Source organism: Oerskovia enterophila, assembly GCF_001692445.1.
GTDB lineage: Bacteria > Actinomycetota > Actinomycetes > Actinomycetales > Cellulomonadaceae > Oerskovia > Oerskovia enterophila.
On the sequence record NZ_MAQA01000010.1, the window covers coordinates 59,251 to 81,973 of the forward strand.

Sequence of the window (22,723 nt, forward strand, 5' to 3'; positions counted from 1 at the left end):
CGGGCACCGCTCGATGCCCTGCACCCCCTGGTGCCGAGAACGCGGTGGAGATCGTTCTGCCCGGTCTGGCGGCCGCAACATCGTGGTCGAGCGCACGGAACGTCGTTCTCGACGTGCGGCTCGACGTCCGAGCGAGCGCGATCCGGAGGTCACGCTCGCTCGGACGCTCGTCGCCGATCCGACCTGTGGCCCGGCGACCGGGGCACCCCGGCGACCAGGCAGGCCATCGCCACGCGCAGCTCAGGCGAGCGGCTGGACCTGGACCTGGACCTCGTCGACGGCCGTCCCCGTGAGCACCGCGACGACCTGCGGCGCGAGAGCGCGGAACGCCTTGCCGCGGTGGCTGATCGCGTTCTTCTCCGCGGCCGACAGCTCGGCGGCCGAGCGGGTCTCGCCGTCGGGGAGCAGGATCGGGTCGTAGCCGAACCCGCCCTCGCCACGCGGGGCGGTCAGGAGCGTGCCGCGCATCTCACCGGTGCGCACCCACTCTCCCCCGCCCGGCGTCACGAGCGCGGCCGCGCACACGAAGCCTGCGGCCCGGTGCCCGGCGGGAACATCACCGAGCTGTGCGAGCAGCAGGTCGAGGTTCGCCTGGTCGTCGCCGTGACGACCGGACCAGCGTGCCGAGAAGATGCCCGGCGCCCCGCCCAGGACGTCGACCGCGAGCCCCGAGTCGTCCGCCACGGCGGGCAGGCCCGTCGCCGCAGCCAGCGCGCGAGCCTTGATGAGCGCGTTCTCCGCGAACGTCACGCCGTCCTCGACGGGCTCCGGCGCTCCGACCTCGCCCGCCGAGACCACGGCCTCGGGCGGCAGGTCCAGGCCCGGCTGGGCCGCGAGGATGGCCCGCAGCTCGGCGAGCTTGCCCACGTTGTGGGTCGCGAGCACGAGCCGTGCGCCGGCCGGGACGCTCACGCCGGACGCAGCGCTCACCGCGACGCCTCGTCGAGCGCGAGCTGCTGGATGATCGCGAGCTCGGACGTGCCGTGGAGGGCGAGGTCCAGCAGGACGTCGAGCTCGGTGCGGTTGAACGGCGCGTGCTCGGCCGTGCCCTGCACCTCGACGAAGTCGCCAGAGCCCGTGACCACCACGTTCATGTCGGTGTCCGCGCGCACGTCCTCGACGTAGGGCAGGTCCAGCATGGGCGTGCCGTCGATGATGCCGACGCTCACGGCCGACACCGAGTCCGTGAGGACCTTCTTGCCGCCCTTGATCGCACCGTGCTTCTTGCCCCAGGTCACGGCGTCCGCGAGCGCGACGTACGCGCCCGTGATGGCCGCGGTGCGCGTGCCGCCGTCGGCCTGCAGGACGTCGCAGTCGAGCACGATCGTGTTCTCGCCGAGCGCCGAGACGTCGATCACGGCGCGCAGCGACCGGCCGATGAGGCGCGAGATCTCGTGCGTGCGCCCGCCGATGCGGCCCTTGACCGACTCGCGGTCGCTGCGGGTGCTGGTCGCGCGCGGGAGCATCGAGTACTCGGCCGTGACCCAGCCCTGACCCGAGCCCTTGCGCCAGCGCGGCACGCCCTCGGTGAACGAGGCCGCGCACAGCACGCGCGTGCGGCCGAACTCGACGAGCACGCTGCCCTCGGCGGCGTCGAGCCAGTTCCGGGTGATCGTGACGGGACGGAGCTCGTCGGGCGCGCGGCCGTCCGCGCGGACGGTCTGGGAGGTGGAGGCTGAAGTCATGGAGCCAGCCTATCCGGGCTCAGAGCGTGAAGACCCGGCCCGTCGCGGCGAGGTCGACCGGCCCCGCGTAGACCGCGGTGGCCTCGTCGCGCGCGGCCCGCTTGTCGTTCCACGCGGGCAGGTGGGTGAGGACCAGGCGCTTGGCGCCCGCCGCCGTGGCGACCTCGCCCGCCCGCCGTCCCGTGAGGTGGATACCGCGGTCGACCGCGTCGTCGCGTCCCTCGTGGAACGCGGCCTCCGCCAGGAGCAGGTCGGCGCCACGGGCCAGCTCGACCACGCCGTCGCAGACGTCGGTGTCGCCCGTGTACGCGAGCGTGACCCGCTCCCCGGGGGCCAGGCTCGAGGGCCCGGTCACGCGCACGCCGTAGGCCTCGACCGGGTGGAACACGCGGAACGGCTCGATCTCGAGCGGGCCGACACTGACGACCTGCCCCGGGACCCACGCCCGGAAGTCGAACTGGGACTCGAGAGACTCCCCCGCCTCCAGGCCGTAGGTCGCCCCGATCCGCTCGGCCGTGTTCGAGGGGCCCCACACGGGCAGCGTGCCCGCCGTGGCCTGGTCGGCGGACCCACCAGGGGCGCCGGAGGCCGCGGCCGCTCCCGTGCCCGAGGCGGCCGCCGCCGTGAGCCGGTCCGGGTGGTACTTGAGGTACACGTAGAGCCCGCACACGTCCACGAAGTGGTCGGGGTGCAGGTGGGACAGGCCGATCGCGTCGAGCCGGCGCGGGTCGAGGATCCCCTGGAGCGCACCGAGCGCGCCGTTGCCCATGTCCAGCAGGAGGTTCCACTCCCGCCCGTCCGGCGAGTCCGCGGCGGGCACCTGGACCAGGTAGGAGGACGCAGGAGAGTCGGGGCCGGCGAACGAGCCGGAGCAGCCGACGACGACCAGCCGCATCAGACGGCCTCCACGAGCGAGACCTCAGGCCCGAGGAACCGGCGCGCGAGCTGGTCGAACGGCTCGGCGCTCCCGGTCGCGCGGAAGCGGTGCCGCGGCGCACCTGCCTCGCGCGAGCGCTCGAGGCCGTGCGCGACGAGCGTGCGGTAGACGTCCTTCGCGGTCTCCTCGGCGCTCGAGACGAGCGTGACCTCGTCGCCCATGACGTAGGAGATGGCGCCCGCGAGCAGCGGGTAGTGCGTACAGCCGAGCACCAGGGTGTCGACCCCGGCGGCGCGCACCGGTGCGAGGTACTCGTGCGCGATCTCCAGGACCTCGGGGCCCGAGGTCACCCCGGCCTCGACGAGGCGGACGAACTCCGGGCAGGCCTGCGACGTGAGCCGCAGCCCCGGGGCCACGGCGAACGCGTCGTCGTAGGCGCGCGACTCGATGGTCCCCCGCGTCCCGATCACGCCGATGTTCCCCGTGCGGGTCGCCGCCACTGCGCGGCGCGCCGCGGGCAGGATGACCTCGATCACGGGCATCCCGTAGCGCGCCGTGTACCGCTCGCGCGCGTCGCGCAGCACCGCGGACGACGCCGTGTTGCACGCGATGACGAGCATCTTGACGCCCTCGTCGACAAGCTGGTCCATGATCGAGAGCGCCATGGCTCGCACCGCGGCGAGCGGCTTGGGCCCGTACGGGCTGTTCGCCGTGTCCCCGATGTACAGCAGCGACTCGTTCGGCAGCTGGTCGAGGATCGAGCGGGCGACGGTGAGTCCCCCGACTCCCGAGTCGAAGATGCCGATGGGTGCGTCGTTCACGGGGTCGAGCCTAGTGCCGCCCACCCGGGTTGGACGTCTCCGGCGCCCCGGCACCCCTGTGTCGACCGACACAAGGGGCGCCGGGCACGACGGAGGGCGCCGCACGTACGTGCGGCGCCCTCCGGCCCTGGCCCCGGGTCTGCCTGTCAGGACGGCGACCCGGGCTGCCTAGACCTTCGCCTTGCCCCGTCCGATCAGCCCCACGACGAGGCTGACGACGAGCACGATGATGCCGAGCCAGATCAGGAACTTCGCTGCTTCGACGGCCACACCGAACACGAGCAGCACGACTCCGACGAGCAGGATGATGAGCCACGTAGGCATGTTGTCCCTCTTTCTCTCGGCCGGGACGCGGACGTCCCGGTTCAACAAGGACAATCCTGACACCACTTCACCCTCTGCGCATCTTGACAGAAATGTGGCGAGTGACCTACAAGCATGCTAGGTCGTTTGCGCGACTCAGCGGGGCGAGCGGCGGACCTCGGCGAGCATCAGGTCCACGAGCGACTCCTGGAGCCAGCCCGACATGAGGAACACGCTCGCGAGGAACCGCCTGGCGGCGTCGGGAGCGCCCTCGTCCTCCTCGACGTCAGCGGCCTCGCGTGCGAGCACCTCGTCGTGCAGATCCTCGACCTGGTCGTCGGTGCGCAGCTCGAGGCGCTCCGCCAGGACGACCCGGACGTCGGTGAGGGCCCCCGCGACGCGACGTGCGTCGTCGGGCCGGACGACGAGCGGCGTGAGCGCCTCCGCGTCCTGCGGGTCCCCCGCGAGCAGGAGGTCCGCGAGCAGCAGCAGCCGCTGCGACTTCTCGGCCGCCAGGTCGCCCTGGGTGAACCGGCGGAACTCGGCCGAGACCCCCGCGTCCTCGGGAGCGGCGTCGGGGAGCAGACGGCGGACCGCAGGGTCCGTGGGCGCGCGCACCTCCTCGGGGGGCGCGGAGAGCGGAGCGACGCCCTCGATGGTCGCGGCCTCCGAGGTCGGCGCGGCCTCCTCGCTCCCGGGGCCCACCTGCTCCTGCAGCAGCTCGACGACGTCACCCACGACGTGCGCGAGGACGAGCCGCTCGGCGGCGCTCAGCTCCGCGACGTAGCCGCGGCGCGCCCGACGGAACGGGCGCACTACTCCCCGCTCCGCTGCATCGTGGCCCACAACCCGAACTCGTGCATCGCCTGCACGTCCACCTCGACCTTCTCCCGCCCGCCGGACGAGACCACCGCCCGGCCCTCGTGGTGCACCTGGAGCATGAGCGTCTTGGCCTTCTGCTGGCTGTACCCGAAGTAGCTCTCGAAGACGTAGCTGACGTAGCTCATGAGATTCACCGGGTCGTTCCACACGAGGGTCACCCAGGTGTCGGCGAGGGAGAGCCCCTCCCGCGTGTCGATCTCCTCGTCGAGGCGAGGCCCCGCTGTCGCCGTTCCAGTCACGACCCCACTCTATGCGGTGCCCCACCACCCGCCGCGCGCCGTCCATGCGCAGGTGGGAGCGCTGAACGCGGGTGCACGGCGCCCCGGCCGGCACGTGCGTGCGCCCGCTCGTGCGGGCACGCACGCCCCGCGAGCCGCTTCTGCCCTAGGTTGGGCACATGAGTCCCGCAGACCGCCCGGGCACCGGCGCCCCGGCCGCTCACCGTGCCCCGTTCGCCCCCTCCGCCCAGACCTCGCTGCTGACGGACCGCTACGAGCTCACGATGCTCCAGGCCGCGCTCGCCGACGGCACCGCCGAGAGGCACTGCCTCTTCGAGGTCTTCACGCGACGCCTGCCCGCTGGACGCCGCTACGGCGTGCTCGCCGGGACCGGTCGCGTCCTCGAGTCGCTCGCGACGTTCCGGTTCACCGACCTCGAGCTCGACTGGCTCCGAGAGGCGGGCGTGGTCGACGAGCGCACGCTCGACTACCTCGCGGGCTACCGGTTCACGGGCTCGATCACCGGGTACGCCGAGGGCGACGTGTTCTTCCCCCAGTCCCCCGTCATGGTCGTCGAGGGCACGTTCGCCGAGGCCGTCCTGCTCGAGACGCTCGTGCTCTCGATCCTCAACTACGACTCCGCGGTCGCCTCGGCCGCCTCGCGCATGACGAGCGCCGCCGTCGAGCGCCCCTGCCTCGAGATGGGCTCGCGGCGGGCGAACGAGCACGCAGCCGTCGCGGCGGCGCGCGCCGCGGCCGTCGCTGGCTTCGCGGGGACGTCCAACCTCGAGGCCGGGCGCCGGTACGGGATCGAGACGATCGGCACCGCCGCGCACGCGTTCACGCTCCTGCACGACGACGAGCCCTCGGCCTTCGCGGCCCAGGTCGCCTCCCTGGGGGCGGGGACCACGCTCCTCGTCGACACCTACGACGTGCGCCAGGGCGTCAAGAACGCGATCGCCGCGGCAGGGACCGGGCTCGGGGCCGTCCGCCTCGACTCCGGGGACCTCGGCATCCAGGCCGTCGAGGTCCGCAAGCAGCTCGACGGGCTGGGCGCCCAGAACACCCGGATCACTGTGACCTCCGACCTCGACGAGTACGCGATCGCCGCGCTCGCGGCGGCGCCCGTCGACGCCTACGGCGTGGGCACCTCGCTCGTGACGGGCTCGGGCGCCCCGACCTGCGGCATGGTCTACAAGCTCGTGTCCCGCGCCGACGCCGACGGGATCCTGCAGCCGGTCGCGAAGGCATCGACCGCCAAGACCAGCACGGGCGGTCGCAAGTCCGCGGCCCGCCAGTTCGGCGACGACGGGCGGGCCGTCGCCGAGGTCCTCGTCACCGGGCCCGACGACGTCGTCGCGGCCTGGGAGGCCGACGCCGACGAGGACCTGCGTCCCCTGCACGTCCCGCTCGTCGTCGACGGCGCGGTCGACTCCCGCTGGATCGGTGCGTACGGCGTGCACAACGCGGCGCGGCGCCACGCCGAGGCACGGGCAGAGCTTCCTCGCGGCGCCCGACGCCTGTCCGCGGGCGACCCCGCGCTGCCGACCGTGGTGCGCCGCCTCGACTGACGGGATGCGGCCCGTGCCGCCATGACGGTCCGAGACTCGTCGGCACCTCGACTCTCGGTCGCTCTCGGCAAGATGGTCGGTCGCCGTCGGCGGGCAGGCCCGTCGCCGTCGGCGGGCTCGTCCCTTCCGACGCCAGAGGGCCCGCACGCTCACCGAGCGTGCGGGCCCTCTGCGGTCGCGGAGCACGCCCCGCCGCGACGACGACCGCTACTTCTTGCCCACGAACCAACCGCGGAGCACGGCCACGCGCGCGTCGAGCTGAGCGACCGTCGCGAGCGGGACCTCGGGCCCACCGCACCGACGGCGCAGCTCGGTGTGGACCGTGCCGTGCGGCTGCCCGCTCCGGCGCGCCCACGCGCCGACGAGCTGGGACAGCTCCTTGCGCAGCTCGGCAGCACGTCGGTGCTCGAGCTCGCTGCGCTCGGCCTCCGAGCTCTTGGCCTTCTTGGTCCGGGCGGTCATCTGGTCGGCCTGGCGCTGACGCAGCAGGCTCGTCACCTGGTCCGCGTCCAGCAGACCGGGCAGCCCCAGGAAGTCCTGCTCCTCGTCCGACCCGACGTCGGCCTCGGTCCCGAACTCTCCCCCGTCGAACAGCACGCGGTCGAACGAGGCCTGCGCCTCGAGCGCCTGGAACGAGCCCTGCATGCCGTCCGCGAGGTCGTCGGACGCCTTGTCCTCCCGGTTCGCGGCTGCCATGAGCGCGTCCTCGGGGTTGTACATGTCCCCCTGCTCCTCGGCCGTGAGCGGGCGGTCGAGCGCATGGTCGCGCTCGAGCTCGAGGCCGTTCGCGAGCGCCAGCAGGTGCGGCACGCTCGGAAGGAAGACCGACGCGGTCTCACCGCGGCGTCGGGCACGCACGAACCGCCCCACCGCCTGGGCGAAGAACAACGGCGTCGCGGTCGAGGTCGCGTACACGCCCACGGCAAGGCGGGGGACGTCGACTCCCTCGGAGACCATACGGACCGCCACCATCCAGCGGGCGTCGCCGTCGGAGAACTCGTCGATCCGCCCGCTCGCGCCCTCGTCGTCGGACAGCACGACCGTGGGCGACTTCCCGGTGATCCGAGCGAGGTGCCCTGCGTAGGCACGCGCGTCGGTCTGGTCGGTCGCGATGACCAGGCCGCCCGCGTCGGGGATCGCCCGACGGACCTCGGTCAGGCGCTTGTCCGCGGCGGCCAGGACCGACGGGATCCACTCGCCCTCCGGGTCCAGCGCGGTCCGCCACGCCTGACCCGTCATGTCCTTGGTCAGCGCCTCGCCCAGGCGCGCGCTGACCTCGTCACCGGACTTGGTCCGCCACCGCATCTGCCCCGAGTAGGACAGGAAGATCACCGGGCGCACGACGTGGTCGCGCAGCGCGTCGCCGTAGCCGTAGGTGTAGTCCGCCGAGGAGCGCCGGATCCCGTCCGCCCCACGCTCGTACGTCACGAACGGGATGGCCGCGGTGTCCGAGCGGAACGGCGTACCGGTCAGCGCCAGGCGCCTGGTCGCGGGCTCGAACGCGTCCCGGACCGCCTCTCCCCAGGACAGCGCGTCCCCGCCGTGGTGGACCTCGTCCAGGATGACGAGGGTCCGCTCGGCCTCGGTGCGCGCCGTGTGGAGCGCCGGCTTGGCCGCCACCTGGGCGTACGTCAGAGCGACACCGTCATAGCCCGCTCCATGGCGGCCCTGGCTGTTGCGGAAGTTCGGGTCGATCCGGATCCCGACGCGCGCGGCCGCGTCGGCCCACTGGTGCTTGAGGTGCTCGGTGGGCGCGACGACCGTCACGCGCCGGACGACTCCCTGCTCGAGGAGCTCGGTCGCGACGCGCAGCGCGAAGGTCGTCTTGCCCGCGCCAGGGGTCGCGACCGCGAGGAAGTCACGCGGTGCGCGTGCACGATAGGTCTCGAGCGCCTCTGCCTGCCATGCGCGCAGCTTGGAGGCGGTGCCCCACGGGGCACGGCGGGGGAACGCGGGCGACAGGTGCGAGGCAGCAGCCGACGAGGCCCCCAGCGGGGCCGAGGGGGGAAGGTTCGAGGACGGGCGAGCGGACGAGTTCGAGAGAGGCTGTCCACTCACTTGCCGGAATCACCCTCGCCGTCCTGCGGGGCGCGAAGGCCGTCGTAGATCTCCTTGCACGTGGGGCAGACCGGGAACTTCTTGGGGTCGCGACCCGGGACCCAGACCTTGCCGCACAGGGCGATCACGGGCTTGCCGGACAGAGCCGACTGCATGATCTTCTCCTTGCGCACGTAGTGCGCAAAACGCTCGTGATCCCCCGGCTCGACCTCGGCCGTGGTCTCCGTGCGCTCGAGGACGCTCGTCGACGTCCCGCCGTTCGGGTCGCTGTCCGGAACGAGCGGTTCCGGTCCGGCCGGGCTGCCTGCGGCGGGTCCGCTGGTGGGGATGGTCAAGGGTTCGATCATGGTCTCGAGTCTACGTCGGGGAAGAAGAGACCCGCCGACCCAGGTCAGGGGCGTGACCAGGGTCGGCGGGTTGTCCTGCGGCCTCCCCGGAGGGGTGGCCTCGGAGAGCTGGGGTCAGAGCCCCTGCCACTCCGGCTTCGAGAGGAACGTCTGGCGGTAGTAGTCGCCGAGCTGCAGGCGCGAGGCCGCGGCGTCGTCCACGAGGACGGTCGCGTGCGGGTGCATCTGCATGATCGTCGCGGGCCACATCGCGGACACCGGGCCCTCGACGAGCTGGTGGACCGCCTCGGCCTTGCCCTTGCCCGAGGCGAGGAGCACGAGGTGCTTGGCCGACATGATCGTCGCCAACCCCTGCGTGAGGCAGTGCTGCGGCACCTGTGCGAGGTCGTCGCCGAAGAAGCGCGCGTTGTCCTCACGCGTCTGGGCCGTCAGCGTCTTGATACGCGTGCGCGAGGCGAGCGAGGATCCCGGCTCGTTGAACGCGATGTGCCCGTCGGTGCCGATCCCGAGGATCTGCAGGTCCACGCCCCCTGCGTCGACGATCTTGCGCTCGTAGTCGGCGCACGCGGCGACCAGGTCCTCGGCGTTGCCGTCAGGCCCCTGCACCGCACCGGGGGCGAAGTCGACGCGCGAGGCGATCTCCTTCTCGATCACGTTGCGGTAGCGCTCGGGGTGGTCCTCCGCGATCCCGACGTACTCGTCGAGCATGAAGGCCTTGGCCTGCGCGAACGAGAGCCCCTCCTCGGTGTGGCGCCGGACCAGCTCGTCGTACACCTTCAACGGGCTCGACCCGGTGGCCAGGCCCACGACCGCGGTCGGGGTCGCGCGGACGAGCTTGTCGATCGCTTCGGCGGCGAGCACCGCGAGCTGATCGGCGGGGGCAATGACAACTTCCATCAGGACACCTTCCTACGGCCGGCGATGGCTGCTCCCACCGCGGCAACGGGCACATCACTCGGAGCCAGAGAGACACGCTTCTCGAGCTCCAGGGAGGACAAGAACGGCGACGTGCTCGACTGCGCGACGAGCGCGCTGCGCACCACGTCGAGGAGAGGCTGGCCGAGACCGGTGACCCCTCCCCCGAGGACGACGTGCCGGACGTCGACCGTCAGCTCGAGGATGCGAACCGCGCTCGCCACCGCGGCAGCGAACTCGTCCCTGATCCTCAGCGCTTCCGAGTCTCCGGCCGCTGCCGCCTCGAAGAGCTCCGCGGGGGCCGGGCGACCGAACCTCGAGGGCCACCGCGCGCTGAGCGCGGTCCCCGAAGCATAGGTCTCGACACAGCCCCGTTGTCCGCACGCGCACAGCGGACCCTCGGGATTGATGGGTATGTGTCCGATCTCACCAGCAGCCCCGCTCACGCCTCGTCGGAGCTGGCCGCCCAGGACGATGCCTGCCGCGAGCCCCGTCCCGAGCGCGAGGAACGCCAGGTCTTGACCGTCCGGCCCCATGGCGTGCGAGGCTCCGAGCGCCGCGACGTTCAGGTCGTTGTCCACATCCACCGGGATCCCGCCGAAGAGGGCCGAGAGCTCGTGGGCGAGCCCGAACGGCTCTCCCTCGATCCCGAGGTTCACCGCGTGCATCACCGATCCGCTCTCCGGGTCGACCAGCCCGGGCACGCCCAGGCCGAGGCCCGCGAGCGCGGCGGGCGCGAGGCCCGCCGCGTCCGTCAAGGACCTGACGGCCTGGGCTGCGCTCGAGACCACGCCCTGCGGGCCGCGGACGGTCGGCAGCTTGACCGACCCCTCGATCGCTCCGTCCGGTCCGAGCAGGACGCCGAGGACCTTGGTCCCGCCGACGTCCAGCCCGACCGAATGGCCGCCCGGTAGTGCGGCTGCCTCGCCGAGCGACGAGGCAGCCGTGCTCACCTCGCTCACGTCAGCCCTTCACCGCGCCCGAGACGAGCCCGCCGGTCATCCGCCCCTGGACGATGAGGAAGAAGACGACGACCGGGATCGCGACCAGCACCGAGCCGGCCATCAGGCCGCCCCAGTTGGTGGCCTGCGTGGCCTGCTGGAACGTACGCAGCCACAGCGGCAGCGTCATGGACTCCGGGCGCGTCATGATGATCAGTGCCATCACGAACTCGTTCCAGGCCTGGATGAAGGCGAAGACGCCGGTCGCCACGAGACCCGGTGCGAGCAGCGGGAACGTGATCCGCCAGAACGCCTTCGAGCGCGAGCATCCGTCGATCATGGCGGCCTCCTCGAGCTCGGCCGGGACGCCGGCCACGAACCCGCGCAGCGTCCAGATCGTGAAGGGCAGGACACCCGACAGGTAGACGATGCCCAACCCGATGATCGAGTTGAGGAGCTGCCAGCCGTCGATGATCCGGAAGATCGAGATCATCATGGCCTCGCCCGGGATCATCTGGACCGCGAGGATCGCGATGATGAACGCCTTGCGGCCCTTGAAGTTGAACCGGGTCACGGCGAGCGAGGCCATGAACGCCAGGACCATCGAGACGATCAGCACGAAGAACGTGACCATGACCGAGTTGCCCAGCGCAGGAAGGAACGGCGCCCGCTCCTGGTTGAAGATCGCCGTCTGGTAGTTGTTCCACGTGAACGAGGACCCGGGGAAGAACGTCAGGTCCGCGCTACGGATCATGTTCGTCGGCAGGAAGGACGAGTTGATCATCCAGTAGACCGGGAACGCCGAGAAGACGAAGACGACCACGGCGATCGCGCTGTAGAAGACGTTCGACACCTTCTTGCGCTGGCCCTCGCGGGTCTTGCGCGGGCCGCTCCCCGCGGACCTCGGTGCCGTGCTGGCCACCCCGGTGATGGTCGGGTTGAGGGTGCTCACAGCTCTTCCTCCTTGACGGTCTGGCGCACGTAGTAGTACGAGATCCCCATCATGATGAACACCAGGATGACCGCGATCGCGCTGGCCGCACCGTAGTGCCCCTGTGCCATACCCATCTGGTAGATGTACACGCCGATGGTGTTGGTCTTCTCGGCGATGCCGCCGATGCCCTGGAGCACGAAGATCTGGGTGAAGACACGCAGGTCCCAGATGATCGACAGGATGATGAGGACGACGATGATGCTCCGTACGTACGGGACCATGATCAGACGGAAGCGCTGAGCCGGGCTCGCGCCGTCGAGCGAGGCTGCCTCGAGCACCTCACCGGGGACCTGGGTCAGACCGGCGTACATGGTGAACGCCACGAACGGCACGCTCTGCCAGACGATGATGACCAGCGCGACGAGGAAGAACATCAGCGGGTTGATCAGCCACGAGTGGCCCATCCAGTTGTCACCCGTGATCGTCGTCAGGACGTTGTTGACGATGCCGTACTGGGTGTCGAAGATCCAGCCCCACACGATCACCGCGGCGAGTGCAGGCATGGCCCAGGCCAACAAGAGCCCGATCGACGTGAGCAGGCGGAAGAACTTGTTGAGCCGCATCATCAGCAGTGCGAGGAGGATGCCGATCGCCATGGTCAGGAACACACAGACGACCATGAAGGCGAAGCTGCGCGCGAGGACCGTCCAGAACGTGGGGTCCGTCAGCGTGTCCGTGTAGTTCTGGAACCCCACCCACTCGGCGGGGACTCCCATGAGCTGGGCACGCTCGTACTTCTGGAACGACATGATGAAGAGGTTGACGAGCGGGTAGCCAACCATGATCGCCAGCACCAGGAGGCTCGGTGCGAGCAAGAGCCACGGCATCTTGGCCGAGGGCTTCTTCGGGGGCTTGAGAGTGTCCTTCAGCTCGACCGCTGGGGACGACTCGAGGGTGGATGAGCTCATTTTCTCACTCCGTCGAGGGGCTGCACGGTTCGAGCAGGACCGTGCGGATACAGGTGGTACGGGATACCCACATGCCGAGGGGTGGGGGCTCCGTGGAACCCCCACCCCTGCGACACCTGGCGGGTCGCTCTCCCTCACAGGAGAGCAACCTGAGGATCAGCCGTTGAGCGTGGACTCGATCTGCTCGTCAAGCTTCGCGGCGATCGCCTTGACGTCGCCGCCCTGCGCGATCTGGACGAACGCGTCCTGGAGGAAGCGCTGCGCCTCGACGTCGGCCCACTTCGGCGACACCGGGACGCTCTGAGCCGTGGCTGCAGCAGCGGCACCGGCCTCGATGACCTCGCCCTCGGGGAGGAACTTCGCCTGCGAGCGCTTCGCGGGGATCAGGCCGTTCTCGGCCAGGATGCCCTGGTAGCCGTCGCTGAGCATGATCTCGTACGCCTTGAGCGCGAGCTCGGGGTTCTTCGACTTCGCCGCGACGGCGAAGTTCGAGCCACCGGCGAGGACCTTTGCCGGCGTACCGGCCTCCTTGCCCGGGAGGGCGAAGGCGCGCAGGTCCGAGCCGTAGGTCGTCGCGCAGCCCGGAGCCTCAGCGGTCTCCTCGGCCTTGATGGACCACTGGACCCAGGTCAGAGCCGAGAGGTAGCCGATGTTGCCCTCGCAGAACGGGACCTGCTGGTCGGTCTCCTGACCGTCCTTCGGCGCACGCGACGCGTTGGTCATGACGTCCTGGACCTGCTCGAGGCCCTTGATGCCGCCCTCGGAGGAGAAGCCGGCCTCCCACTTGCCGTCCTTCTCCTCGGCGATGAAGCCGCCGTTCTCCCAGACGTAGGGCAGGGCGTTGTACCAGTCCTGGCCAGGCCAGTAGATCCCGGAACGGGTGTCGGTCGTCAGCGCCTTGCCGTTGGCGATGTACTCGTCGAGCGTGGTCGGGACAGGGGTGTCACCGACGATCTGCTCCGAGTAGAAGACCGCACGGGAACCGGAGTAGTACGGGGCGGCGTAGAACTTGCCGTCGTACGAGCCCGAGTCGACGAATGCCTTGAGCATGTCGTCGCCGCCGAGGTCCTCGTACTTGTCCGTCAGGTCGAGGAAGAAGCCGGCCGACGTGAAGCCGGGCGCCTGCGTGTTCCCGACCTCGACGATGTCGGGGCTGTCCGAGCTGGCGAGCGAGGTCGTGAGCTTGTCGACCAGACCGGTCCAGGACTGCTCCTCGATCGTGAGGGTAGAACCGGGGTTCTCCTTCTCGAAGGTCGTCTTGAGGTACTCGCGAGCGTCCGCGGGCGTGTCGGTGCCGACGAGCCAGACGCGGAGGTCGCCCGACTTTGCGGCGTCGCCCGAGGCGCCGTCGCCGGAGCCGGAGTCGCCGGAGCTGCAGGCGGTCAGCGCGAGCGCCAGGGTGATCGTCGAAGCCACCGTGGTGGCGACGAGGCGGTTCCTCTTCACTGGGGTACTTCCTCTCGGTAATTCGAAGTGGCGGCGTCGATGACACCACCTGAGGTGATACGGGAGGTACTGCGGTACTGCTACTGGGATTACTGCAGACCCGGGTCAGCCCGACGGCCGTGAGTCGAGCTCACGAGACGCCCAGCTGGCCGGACAGGATGAGGACGGCTGCCCCCGCGAGGACGACGTCCTCGTCGAGCGAAGCCATCCGGAGCTCGAGACCGGCGTTGATCGCCGGCATGGTCCGAGCGTTGATGGTGTCGATCGCCGCATCACGGAGAGGACCGTCGAGCAGGTCCGCGGGACCGCTGATGAGGATCTCGCCGAGGTTGAGCGCTGAGACAACAGGAGCGAGGGCGATGCCCAAGAGCCTGCCGACCGACGCCAGGACGGCATCGGAAGCTTCTTTGTCGAGTCCCTCGACGGCACGGCGGAGCGCCGGCACGGAGAGGATGGTCTCGAGGCAGCCCGTGCGCCCGCAGGCACAGGGCAGTCCGTCGTCGACGACGGTGACGTGCCCCAGCTCGCCGGCCGCGTCGACCGCGCCGCGAACCCTGGAGCCGTCGAGCATGATCCCGGCCCCGACGCCCTCACCGACCGTGAGGACCATGAGCCCGGTGCCGTCCGCGCCGCCGAAGGTGAACTCTCCGAGCGCGGCGATGTTCGCGTCGTTCGCGACGTGGACGGGAAGGGCAAGACCTTCGGCGAGCTGCTCGGCGAGCGGCACGTCGTACCAGCGACGGTTCGGAGCCTCGATGACGCGACCGGCGGTGTCGACCACTCCCGGTGAACCGATGCCCACGCCGAGGACGGGGCGCGTCGCGACGGCGATGAGCCCGCGGCAGAAGCGTGTGAGGAGGTCCACCAGCTCGGTGCCGGCACGGCCCTCGATCGCGAGGCTCTGGCGGACCACGAAGTCGCCCGTGAGCGACATGACCGCACCGCGCATGAGCGCGTCGTCCGTCAGGTCGACCGAGACGATCTGGTACGCGCTCGTCCGCATCCCGATGAGGATCGCGGGCTTGCCCACGCGCTGTCCGGGACGGATCCCGAGCTCCTCGACCAGACCCTCGGCGATGAGCACCGAGACCAGGTCGGAGATGGTCACCCTCGTCAGCGAGGTGGCGCGAGCCAGGTCCGCACGCGAGGTGGGCCCCTCGTGGAACAGGTGCTGGAGGACCAACGACCGGTTGTGCGCACGAGCGTGCTCGGGGAGCACCTTGGAGGTGGGTCGGAGGCCTGTGCTCAGACCTCTCCGTGCTGCTGCACTTCTCGTGACTGCCGTTGTCATGTTTGTTAGTAGACCTCCTTTACTAAGCGCATGTCAACCCGTTCAGCGCGTCGTGTCCAAACCGTTGTACTTCGTTCACACTCCCGCGATATGCGGCGTGAGCCTGCGGCTCGACGCCACCTCGGGGGCACGCGCCGCCTGGTCGTCACGTCCCGAGCACGCAGTGCGTCGTCGCTGGTCAGCGGCTTGACGCGCCACTCTGGCGGATCCACCCCCGGGCGCCGGGAAAGGTCACGGAACGCGAGGCGACCACGGCCGCCTCCTCGAGCGCGCGCGTCCACGGCCCCCCGAGGGCCACTCCGGCGGCGAACGCACCGTGCAGCACGTCTCCCGCCCCCAGGGTGTCGACGACCTCGTGGACCACCGGGACGTGGACGGACGACCTGGCGCCCGTGTCGAGCAGCTCGAGCGGCCTCGCCCCGCGCGAGCGTGCGACGAACGACGGGCCGAGCTCTGCGACCGCGTCGAGCACCCGGCCCACGGGCACGCCCGGGACACGGAAGTCCTCCGAGAGCACGACCGCGTCGCACAGCGGAAGGAGATCGTCCGTCCCGTCCTTCCACGACCCGCCGTCGAGGACGACGACGTACCCAGCGGCTCGCGCTCGTCGCGCCGCCGCCGAGGCGAGCGCCGGGTGGTGCCCGTCGAGGAGCAGGACGTCCCGCTCCCGGTCGCGGACCTCTCCCTCGTCACGGCCCTTCGGCCGGGGCCCGAACACACGGTCGAGCAGCGACCCGTCCGGCAGGGCCGCCGGCCGGTTCACCGCGTTCGTGCTCACGACGGCCCGCTCTCCGGTCCCCGCGGTCACGAGCACCGTGGACACCGCCGGGCCGCTCGTCCCGTCCGGCGGGACGCCGCCCTCTGCACGGTCACCGCTGACCGGCTCGACCAGCTCGACCCCCGCAGCAGCGACCTCCGACCGCACGACGTCCGCGAGCACCCCGGAGCCCACCGCGGTCACCAGCCGGGCCGGGACGCCGAGCGCAGCGGCCGTCGCCGCCGCGTTGGCCGCCGGGCCGCCGAAGGTCGCGCTCTGAGAGAGCGCCACGACCTTCTCGTTCGGTCCCGGGAGCGCGTGGACCACCTGGGTCAGGTCGAGGGTCACGAGACCGCAGCAGATGAGCACGCCCCCATCCTTCCCCATCTCTCCGGGAACAGGACGTCCAGGGAATAAGGCGCCGCTCCATGCGTTTGCATACACATGCGACTTGGCTTCTACACCTTCGGCGACAACGCCCCCGACCCGACCACCGGCGAGCAGATGCCGGTCTCCCAGCGCTTGCGCGACGTCTTCGAGCGGATCCGCGTCGCCGACGAGGTCGGCCTCGACTACGCCGGAATCGGCGAGCACCACCGCTCCGACTACGCGATCTCGTCCCCTGCGACCATGATCTCCGCGGCTCTCGCACAGACCGAGCAGATCACGGTGGGGAGCGCCGTGACGGTCCTCTCGACCGAGGACCCCGTGCGCGTCTACCAGCAGTTCGCGACCATGGACCAGTTCTCGGGCGGCCGCGTCGAGCTCCTCGCAGGGCGCGGCTCGTTCATCGAGTCCTATCCCCTCTACGGCGCGGACCTCGACGACTACGACGCGCTCTACGACGAGAAGATCGTCCTCCTTCGCCTGATCGACGAAGGCAACCCCGTCACGTGGTCGGGCCGATTCCGGCCCGCGCTCGACGAGGCCGTGATCCTCCCCCGGCCGTTCGACAAGCCCGGTCGCGGCGAGCACCTCGACATCGCGATCGCCACGGGCGGCAACCCGCAGTCCTCCGTGCGCGCGGGCGTGCTCGGCCTCCCGATCAACTACGCGATCATCGGCGGCAAGCCCGCCCAGTTCGCGCCCCTCGTGGACCTCTACCGGCGGGCCGCCGCGCAGTCGGGCCACGACGCCGCCTCGCTCGAGGTCTCGGTGTCGACCATGGGCTTCCTCGCCGACGACGGCAAGCAGGCCAGGGACTTCTTCTACCCGTACTACCTGCAGAACATGAAGAAGATCTCGGCCGAGCGCGGCTTCCCGATGCCCAACCGGATCTCCTACGACGCCACCGCAGCACGCGGAGGCGCCTACTTCATCGGGTCGCCCGAGGAGATCGCCGACCGCATCGTCGAGCTGCACGGTGCCCTCGGGCACGACCGTCAGATCTTCCAGATGGACCTCTCCGGAGTTCCGCAGAAGGAGTCGCTGCGGGCGATCGAGCTCCTCGGGACCGAGGTCGCCCCTCGCGTGCGGGCCGCGCTCGGCTAGGTCGACCGGCCCGCTCCACGCAGCCGCACCTGGCTCGACCGCCGGCAGCGGCCGCCCGACGCCGGAACCTCTCGGATGGGAGCGTTCCCGCAGGTCCGGGGCGTCCCCGGACGTGCCGGACCCGGCACGGGTCGACGTGCGAGGCCCGGTGACGGTGCGGTGACGGCCAGTTCACAACACGGTCACGATCTGCCCGAACCCCCACCCTCCGGGCGAACCCGCGCCTAGTGTCGTCGCATGCGCACCTCCACTCGCACGTCGGGCGTCCTCGGGACCGCTCTCCTGGCCGTCCTGCTGCTCACCGGTTGCACCGGATCAGGGAGCGACGAGTCCTTCTCGGGCTCCGCGGGCGCCGACAGCGCGGCCGACGTCGCAGCGGAGGCGCCCGCCGAGGCAGCCGGGATCCGGCTCGACGGCGCTGTCGAAGGGGATCTTCGCGAGGTCATCACGACCGGCAGCCTGACCGTGGTCACCGACGAGCCACGCGCGGCCGTGCAGGCGATCGCCGAGCTCGTCGAGTCGTCAGGCGGCCGGGTCGAGAGCCGGTCCGAGCACTCGGCGCAGGACGGCTCCGACGCCTCCGGACAGATCACGGTCCGCGTGCCCGCGGCCCAGGTCACGGCCACCGTCGACGCGCTCGACGGCGTGGGTGAGGTGCAGGACGTCTCCCTCGACGCCGAGGACGTCACGGCGACAGCCATCGACCTCGACGCGCGGGTCCAGGCCCTCGGGACGTCCGTCGCGCGTCTCGAGACCCTCATGGGGCAGGCGGCGACCACGGCCGACCTCCTGGCCGCGGAGAAGGAGCTCACCGCGCGCCAGGCCGAGCTCGAGAGCCTCCAGTCGCAGCGCGCCTCGCTCACCGACAGGGTGGACATGTCGACCCTCCACGTACAGGTCGTCGCCGAGGCCCCCGCCGCGACGATCCGGCCCGCCGGGTTCCTGGGAGGTCTGGACCGCGGCTGGAGCGCACTCCTGAAGACGATCGACGGGCTCGTGGTCGTCCTCGGGGTACTGCTCCCCTGGATCGCCGTCGCGGCCCTCGTCGCGCTCGTGGTGAGGATCGTCGTCCGTCGCACGCGACGTCGTCGGGCAGGGGGGAGCCCCACCGACACCGGACGCGCGCCCCTCTCCGGCCCTGACGCCGGGCCCGGCGACTCGCCCCACGAGAGCAAGCCGCTCGTCGAGGCCGGTGACCGCCGTGGATGACGCGTCGAGGCCCGGACAGGGACCCGTCCGGCTCGAGACGTACCGGCGCCGGATCGGGCGCCTGCACGACGCCGACGGCCCGGTCGGGCACCTCGTCACCCGGGTCTGCACGCACTGGGAGACCGTGGGGCCCCACTCGTTCCCGACGTACGTCAATCCCGAGGAACGCCTCCAGTGGAGGGTCCACTTCGACGACCCGGCGCGCCCGGACACCTTCAGCGACGACCAGGACCGGTGCGTGGACCTCCTGCGGGGGCACGAGACCGACGCCTGGGAGGCCGGACTCCTCGAGCTCGACGAGCAGACGCTGCGCATCGAGTGGCTCGACGGCTCCGACGCCGACGCCGCCTGGTCGGCCAACGGCTGGTAGGGCAAGCACCACGGACACGACGAAGGGGCCGCCCGACGGGCGGCCCCTTCGCAGTGACAACTGGGGTGATGCGCCGCCCGAGGGCGACGTGGTGGAGGTGCGGGGAATCGAACCCCGGTCCGGTGACGCAAATCCAGGTCTTCTCCGGGCGCAGTCTGCTGTTGATTTTCTCGGCCCCAGCACTCACACAGACAAGGTGCTGACGGGCTCAGTCATCTAAGAGTCCCTACGCCGCCAATGACGAGCGTCGTAAGCAGTGGCTCTCTAGCTGACGCCAGGAACCGGGGCGAGAGCAACCCCGGGCTGACGGACTTCGAAGACTCGCTCAGGCGGCGAGTGCGAAGTCGGTGCGCTTGGAATCGGCACCTATTGGTTTGCAGACGTCGTTTACGAGATAAGTCTGCATCCTCGGCCCGCTTCTCCTCGAAGCACGACCACCGTCGAAACCGATCACCCCCTGTGCAGTTGTCAATCACCGACCGGCTCCGTCCCGTCCGTCCGCCGAGGCGTCCGTCCGGTGCGTCACCGAGTCAGTGGTACCAGCCTACGGGATCAACACCACCGCGGGCGAACCTATTTCCGTGGCTACTTCTTGCGGCTCAGCGCGTCGACCAGCAGACCACCCGCGATGCCCAGCAGGAACACGTCCTTCGCGAGCCCGATCCCCTGCGGCGTGGGGCGGATCCCGTCCGACTCGGTCATCCCCGGCGTCTTGAGGTACATCGCGACCAGACCTGCGGAGAAGGCCCCGAGGCCGAGCGCGACCACGCCGGTCGGGACGAAGGGCACGAGCAGCGCGGTACCCAGCGAGATCTCGGTCGTGGACAGCGTCCGGGTGAACTGCACGGGGTCCTGGTCCTCGAGGAACGGGAACGTCCCCGCGGCCATGCCGTGGATCCCCTGTGCGGTCGCCTCGTCGGCGTTCCTCTTGTTGAGCCCGGAGTTGAGGATGAACGCACCCGCGGCGACGCGCGGGATGTACTGACGGAGCTTGACCATGGGGCCTCCTCGGCAGGGTGACGTCGACTACCCTGCGACGCTACGTCGTCGGGCAGGAGGATGCATCCCCACGCGGCGTGTCCCCCGACACGTCCTCACCCGCGTGTCGACCGGGCCTCACGCCCCGCCCTGGGACGCGGTCGTCACCAGCCGCCCACGCCTCCGCCCCCACCACCGCCGCCACCCGAGAACCCGCCACCGCTCGAGAAGCCGGAGTCACCCGAGGAGCTGGGCGTCGCGGCCGAGATCGACGTCGTGGCCGCGTCCGAGAAGGCGGTCAGCGACGACCCGAACGACGAGTACCCGACCCAGAACATCCCCGGCCCGTAGCCGGGGCCGACGTACCAGGTGGGTTCGGCCACGGACTGCCCCTGCGCCGCGAGCCGCGCGAAGATCCCGGCCCACCGGTCTGCGACACCGAACACGATCGCGTACGGCAGGTAGCGCGAGAACACGTCCTCGCCCTCCTCGAAGCGGAGCTGCCCGGCCTCCGCGGTCTCCAGGTAGCGCCGGAAGCCGAGCGTCTGCGTGAGCACCGCGGTCCCCTCGGCCGTCCGGGCGGGCGCCTTCTCGCACAGGACGAGCGCCAGCACACCGAGCACCGCCACGGGGGCCGCGACGAGGGCCCACGTCGAGCCGAAGACCGCCCCGAGCACCAGTGCGAGGACGACTCCTCCCACGAGCAGCACCACGCCCGCGAGGAGCCAGTGGTTGCGCACGGACCTCGGGTTGGCGCGGAACCAGCCCCGTCGCGTGACCTCGGCGTAGAGCTCGGACTGCACGAGGGCCATCGAGGCAGCGAACGTCGTGCGGAGGTCCGAGAGCGTCACGCTCTCCCGCCCCGCGAAGATCTTGTCCAGGAGCGTGCGCTCGAAGCCGAGCAGCTCCTCGTCCGGGCCGACGAGCCGGTCCAGACGCCAGTCGCCGCCCTTGCCACGCTTGCTCGGTGCCTCGACCTCGACGATCTGCAGGTGCCCGCGGACCGCGAGGTCGACGATCGTCGCGGTCACGTCGTGGGGGTCGGCCCGTTCGTCGACGAGCGTCCCGATCTCACCGGGCCGGCTCGCGGGCGGCGGCGTGAACTGGACGGCGACGGGAAGCCGACGGTCGCGTGGGCCCACGCGAGCGTCGTCGCCCGCACCGGGAACCGTGCCCGGGACCAGCCCCAGGTACTGCTCGTCCCGTCCGCGCTGCCGGACGCGGTGCACCATGAACCACGCGCCACCGCCGAGGATCAGCGCGGTCAGCCCACCCGACACCGGGGTCACCTCGAACGGACGCTCGCCCGTGGCCTGGGCGCGGTCGACCACGACGGGCTCGGCGCCCTCGAAGGTTCCCGCCGGGTACTCGGCAAGGACCGTGAAGAAGGTCCCGGCCGGCACTCCGGCCTGGGTGAAGGTCGCGACGGTCCCGGCTGCGGAGTGCGCGGTGCACGGGTCGCTCGACCCTCCGGGCCCGGCGAAGCAGCTCGTGCGCGACACGTCCCCGGGGCCGTCGAGGGTCACGCTCGCGTTCTCGATGTCGATCTCGGACGTGTCCGGCAGGACGTTCCAGTAGATCTCGTCCTGGCCCTCCGCGCCGACGCCAGGGTTCACGAGACCGCGCAGCGTGTAGGTGATCGTGTACTGCTCGAGCCCGTCGAACGTACGGTCGGCGGACCCGACCCGCACCAGAAGGACTCCCCCGCCCTGGTCCTCGACCTCGACGTCGGCCGCCGCCCCCGAGTCGCTCGACGCCCGGACGTCCGACACCTCGTAGCGGCGAAGGTGGTCCGGGTCGCCGTCGATCTCGAAAAGCGTGGGGATCACGAGCGTGGGCCCGTGCCCCTCGTCCCCCCGGAAGTCGTAGTCCATGTCGATCGACACACCCATGGTGCCGTCCCGCTCGACCTCGGCCGCGACGTCGTACCGGGTCACTGCGCGGTCCGAGACGTCTGCGGCGGCGACGGGGGCGAGGACCAGGCCGCACAGTGCGGCCACGATGACCGCGAGGGCCAGGAGCCGTGCGCGTGCGGCAGCGCTCGCCGGCATCCCCGGCCCGACGGCGGCGCGCGCCGCGCGCACCCGGGTCACCGGTTCTGCCGGTGGCGCATGGCGCGCTGTGCCTCACGGTTGTCCTGCTGCTCTCGCAGCGCCTGACGCTTGTCGTACTCCCGCTTGCCCTGCGCGAGGGCGATCTCGACCTTGGCCCGGCCGTCGAGGAAGTAGAGGGCGAGGGGGACGATCGTGTATCCCTTCTCGCGCAGCTTGGCCTCGAGACGCAGGATCTCGTCCTTGTGCAGCAGGAGCTTGCGCTTGCGCCGCGGGGCGTGGTTGTTCCACGTGCCCTGCGAGTACTCCTGGATGTGGACGTTCTCGAGCCACGCCTCACCGCCGTCGACCGCGACGTAGCCGTCGAGCAGCGACGCCCGGCCCTGCCGCAGCGCCTTGACCTCGGTGCCGCTCAGCACCAGTCCCGCCTCGAGCACGTCCAGGATGAGGTAGTCATGGCGGGCCTTGCGGTTGCTGGCGATGATCTTGCGGCCAGTCTCCTTCGCCATGGGTACGTCGTCCGATCTGCTCGTGCTCTGGGTAGGGGCCCAGGAAGGACCCGCCCGCGCCGTGCGGCGCGACGTCCCAGGCTACGCGAAACCTGCCCCCG

At 70.9% G+C, this 22,723-nt stretch carries 23 protein-coding genes and 1 other RNA gene; 4 read left to right on the forward strand and 20 right to left on the reverse strand.

Going from position 1 to position 22,723, the window contains the following annotated elements; genetic code table 11:
- Positions 1 to 240 precede the first annotated feature (240 nt).
- From rdgB to clpS, 7 genes are all read right to left on the reverse strand, one after another.
- Complete coding sequence (rdgB, locus tag OERS_RS06035) at positions 241 to 912, reverse strand: RdgB/HAM1 family non-canonical purine NTP pyrophosphatase (RefSeq protein WP_068625140.1); 672 nt, start codon at positions 910 to 912, stop codon at positions 241 to 243.
- A 14-nt stretch (positions 913 to 926) separates the two neighbouring features.
- Positions 927 to 1,685, reverse strand: coding sequence for a ribonuclease PH (gene rph / locus OERS_RS06040; RefSeq protein WP_056650494.1), 759 nt, complete (start codon positions 1,683 to 1,685; stop codon positions 927 to 929).
- Between the two features lie 19 nt (positions 1,686 to 1,704).
- Positions 1,705 to 2,580, reverse strand: a complete 876-nt coding sequence (locus OERS_RS06045) for an MBL fold metallo-hydrolase (protein ID WP_068625117.1) — start codon at positions 2,578 to 2,580, stop codon at positions 1,705 to 1,707.
- Positions 2,580 to 3,383, reverse strand: coding sequence for a glutamate racemase (gene murI, locus OERS_RS06050; RefSeq protein WP_056650490.1), 804 nt, complete (start codon positions 3,381 to 3,383; stop codon positions 2,580 to 2,582). The genes OERS_RS06045 and murI overlap by 1 nt, the downstream gene beginning before the upstream one ends.
- A gap of 168 nt (positions 3,384 to 3,551) precedes the next feature.
- Positions 3,552 to 3,707 (reverse strand): hypothetical protein, encoded by a 156-nt coding sequence (locus OERS_RS21480; protein ID WP_168210118.1) that lies wholly within the window; start codon positions 3,705 to 3,707, stop codon positions 3,552 to 3,554.
- Positions 3,708 to 3,842: 135 nt separating this feature from the next.
- Positions 3,843 to 4,502: a DUF2017 family protein gene (locus OERS_RS06055; RefSeq protein WP_068625118.1), complete on the reverse strand. Its 660-nt coding sequence runs from the start codon at positions 4,500 to 4,502 to the stop codon at positions 3,843 to 3,845.
- Complete coding sequence (clpS, locus tag OERS_RS06060; RefSeq protein WP_056651395.1) at positions 4,502 to 4,765, reverse strand: ATP-dependent Clp protease adapter ClpS; 264 nt, start codon at positions 4,763 to 4,765, stop codon at positions 4,502 to 4,504. Before clpS ends, OERS_RS06055 begins: the two co-directional genes overlap by 1 nt.
- Positions 4,766 to 4,965: 200 nt before the next feature.
- On the opposite strand from clpS, the gene OERS_RS06065 reads away from it, so the two are divergent.
- Positions 4,966 to 6,357, forward strand: coding sequence for a nicotinate phosphoribosyltransferase (locus tag OERS_RS06065; protein WP_068625119.1), 1,392 nt, complete (start codon positions 4,966 to 4,968; stop codon positions 6,355 to 6,357).
- 207 nt (positions 6,358 to 6,564) lie between these two features.
- Here the strand turns inward: OERS_RS06065 and OERS_RS06070 are convergent, their stop codons facing one another.
- From OERS_RS06070 to OERS_RS06110, 9 genes are all read right to left on the reverse strand, one after another.
- On the reverse strand, positions 6,565 to 8,349 hold the full coding sequence (locus tag OERS_RS06070) for a DEAD/DEAH box helicase (RefSeq protein ID WP_056651390.1): 1,785 nt from the start codon (positions 8,347 to 8,349) through the stop codon (positions 6,565 to 6,567).
- 62 nt (positions 8,350 to 8,411) lie between these two features.
- Positions 8,412 to 8,762: a DUF3039 domain-containing protein gene (locus OERS_RS06075; protein ID WP_068625120.1), complete on the reverse strand. Its 351-nt coding sequence runs from the start codon at positions 8,760 to 8,762 to the stop codon at positions 8,412 to 8,414.
- A gap of 114 nt (positions 8,763 to 8,876) precedes the next feature.
- Positions 8,877 to 9,659, reverse strand: coding sequence for a glucosamine-6-phosphate deaminase (gene nagB, locus OERS_RS06080; protein ID WP_068625121.1), 783 nt, complete (start codon positions 9,657 to 9,659; stop codon positions 8,877 to 8,879).
- Positions 9,659 to 10,639, reverse strand: a complete 981-nt coding sequence (locus OERS_RS06085) for an ROK family protein (protein WP_322788283.1) — start codon at positions 10,637 to 10,639, stop codon at positions 9,659 to 9,661. Before OERS_RS06085 ends, nagB begins: the two co-directional genes overlap by 1 nt.
- A 1-nt stretch (position 10,640) precedes the next feature.
- Complete coding sequence (locus tag OERS_RS06090) at positions 10,641 to 11,570, reverse strand: carbohydrate ABC transporter permease (protein ID WP_409365917.1); 930 nt, start codon at positions 11,568 to 11,570, stop codon at positions 10,641 to 10,643.
- Positions 11,567 to 12,520 (reverse strand): carbohydrate ABC transporter permease, encoded by a 954-nt coding sequence (locus OERS_RS06095; RefSeq protein WP_068625122.1) that lies wholly within the window; start codon positions 12,518 to 12,520, stop codon positions 11,567 to 11,569. Before OERS_RS06095 ends, OERS_RS06090 begins: the two co-directional genes overlap by 4 nt.
- A gap of 156 nt (positions 12,521 to 12,676) precedes the next feature.
- Complete coding sequence (locus OERS_RS06100; RefSeq protein WP_082849085.1) at positions 12,677 to 13,966, reverse strand: extracellular solute-binding protein; 1,290 nt, start codon at positions 13,964 to 13,966, stop codon at positions 12,677 to 12,679.
- A gap of 130 nt (positions 13,967 to 14,096) precedes the next feature.
- Positions 14,097 to 15,257 (reverse strand): ROK family transcriptional regulator, encoded by a 1,161-nt coding sequence (locus tag OERS_RS06105; RefSeq protein ID WP_068625123.1) that lies wholly within the window; start codon positions 15,255 to 15,257, stop codon positions 14,097 to 14,099.
- A gap of 178 nt (positions 15,258 to 15,435) precedes the next feature.
- A complete protein-coding gene (locus OERS_RS06110; protein WP_248948400.1) occupies positions 15,436 to 16,383 on the reverse strand; it encodes a PfkB family carbohydrate kinase in 948 nt (315 codons plus the stop codon).
- A gap of 75 nt (positions 16,384 to 16,458) precedes the next feature.
- Here OERS_RS06110 and OERS_RS06115 point away from each other — a divergent pair, with 75 nt between their 5' ends.
- The 3 genes from OERS_RS06115 (at position 16,459) to OERS_RS06125 (ending at position 19,084) form a co-directional block, all read left to right on the forward strand.
- Entirely contained in the window at positions 16,459 to 17,505 is a 1,047-nt protein-coding gene (locus OERS_RS06115; protein ID WP_068625125.1) for an LLM class flavin-dependent oxidoreductase, read from the forward strand.
- Positions 17,506 to 17,742: 237 nt separating this feature from the next.
- Entirely contained in the window at positions 17,743 to 18,714 is a 972-nt protein-coding gene (locus OERS_RS06120; protein ID WP_068625126.1) for a DUF4349 domain-containing protein, read from the forward strand.
- The gene (locus OERS_RS06125) at positions 18,698 to 19,084 is read left to right on the forward strand and encodes a hypothetical protein (protein WP_068625127.1); all 387 of its coding nucleotides are present in this window, start codon (positions 18,698 to 18,700) and stop codon (positions 19,082 to 19,084) included. Before OERS_RS06120 ends, OERS_RS06125 begins: the two co-directional genes overlap by 17 nt.
- 89 nt (positions 19,085 to 19,173) lie before the next feature.
- Here the strand turns inward: OERS_RS06125 and ssrA are convergent.
- From ssrA to smpB, 4 genes are all read right to left on the reverse strand, one after another.
- Positions 19,174 to 19,542, reverse strand: a transfer-messenger RNA (tmRNA) gene (ssrA, locus tag OERS_RS06130).
- A 127-nt stretch (positions 19,543 to 19,669) separates the two neighbouring features.
- Complete coding sequence (locus tag OERS_RS06135) at positions 19,670 to 20,083, reverse strand: hypothetical protein (protein WP_056650455.1); 414 nt, start codon at positions 20,081 to 20,083, stop codon at positions 19,670 to 19,672.
- A gap of 143 nt (positions 20,084 to 20,226) precedes the next feature.
- A complete protein-coding gene (locus OERS_RS06140) occupies positions 20,227 to 22,155 on the reverse strand; it encodes a DUF2207 domain-containing protein (RefSeq protein WP_139107717.1) in 1,929 nt (642 codons plus the stop codon).
- Positions 22,152 to 22,622 (reverse strand): SsrA-binding protein SmpB, encoded by a 471-nt coding sequence (gene smpB, locus OERS_RS06145; protein ID WP_056650441.1) that lies wholly within the window; start codon positions 22,620 to 22,622, stop codon positions 22,152 to 22,154. The genes OERS_RS06140 and smpB overlap by 4 nt, the downstream gene beginning before the upstream one ends.
- Positions 22,623 to 22,723: the final 101 nt, after the last annotated feature.

Excerpts from the sequence above, each read along its gene's own strand:
- rph (WP_056650494.1), bottom strand. The coding sequence starts at position 1,685 with ATGACTTCAGCCTCCACCTCCCAGACCGTCCGCGCGGACGGCCGCGCG.
- OERS_RS06045 (WP_068625117.1), bottom strand. The coding sequence starts at position 2,580 with ATGCGGCTGGTCGTCGTCGGCTGCTCCGGCTCGTTCGCCGGCCCCGAC.
- OERS_RS21480 (WP_168210118.1), bottom strand. The coding sequence starts at position 3,707 with ATGCCTACGTGGCTCATCATCCTGCTCGTCGGAGTCGTGCTGCTCGTG.
- OERS_RS06065 (WP_068625119.1), top strand. The coding sequence starts at position 4,966 with ATGAGTCCCGCAGACCGCCCGGGCACCGGCGCCCCGGCCGCTCACCGT.
- OERS_RS06075 (WP_068625120.1), bottom strand. The coding sequence starts at position 8,762 with ATGATCGAACCCTTGACCATCCCCACCAGCGGACCCGCCGCAGGCAGC.
- nagB (WP_068625121.1), bottom strand. The coding sequence starts at position 9,659 with ATGGAAGTTGTCATTGCCCCCGCCGATCAGCTCGCGGTGCTCGCCGCC.
- OERS_RS06095 (WP_068625122.1), bottom strand. The coding sequence starts at position 12,520 with ATGAGCTCATCCACCCTCGAGTCGTCCCCAGCGGTCGAGCTGAAGGAC.
- OERS_RS06105 (WP_068625123.1), bottom strand. The coding sequence starts at position 15,257 with ATGACAACGGCAGTCACGAGAAGTGCAGCAGCACGGAGAGGTCTGAGC.
- OERS_RS06115 (WP_068625125.1), top strand. The coding sequence starts at position 16,459 with ATGCGACTTGGCTTCTACACCTTCGGCGACAACGCCCCCGACCCGACC.
- OERS_RS06120 (WP_068625126.1), top strand. The coding sequence starts at position 17,743 with ATGCGCACCTCCACTCGCACGTCGGGCGTCCTCGGGACCGCTCTCCTG.
- OERS_RS06135 (WP_056650455.1), bottom strand. The coding sequence starts at position 20,083 with ATGGTCAAGCTCCGTCAGTACATCCCGCGCGTCGCCGCGGGTGCGTTC.
- smpB (WP_056650441.1), bottom strand. The coding sequence starts at position 22,622 with ATGGCGAAGGAGACTGGCCGCAAGATCATCGCCAGCAACCGCAAGGCC.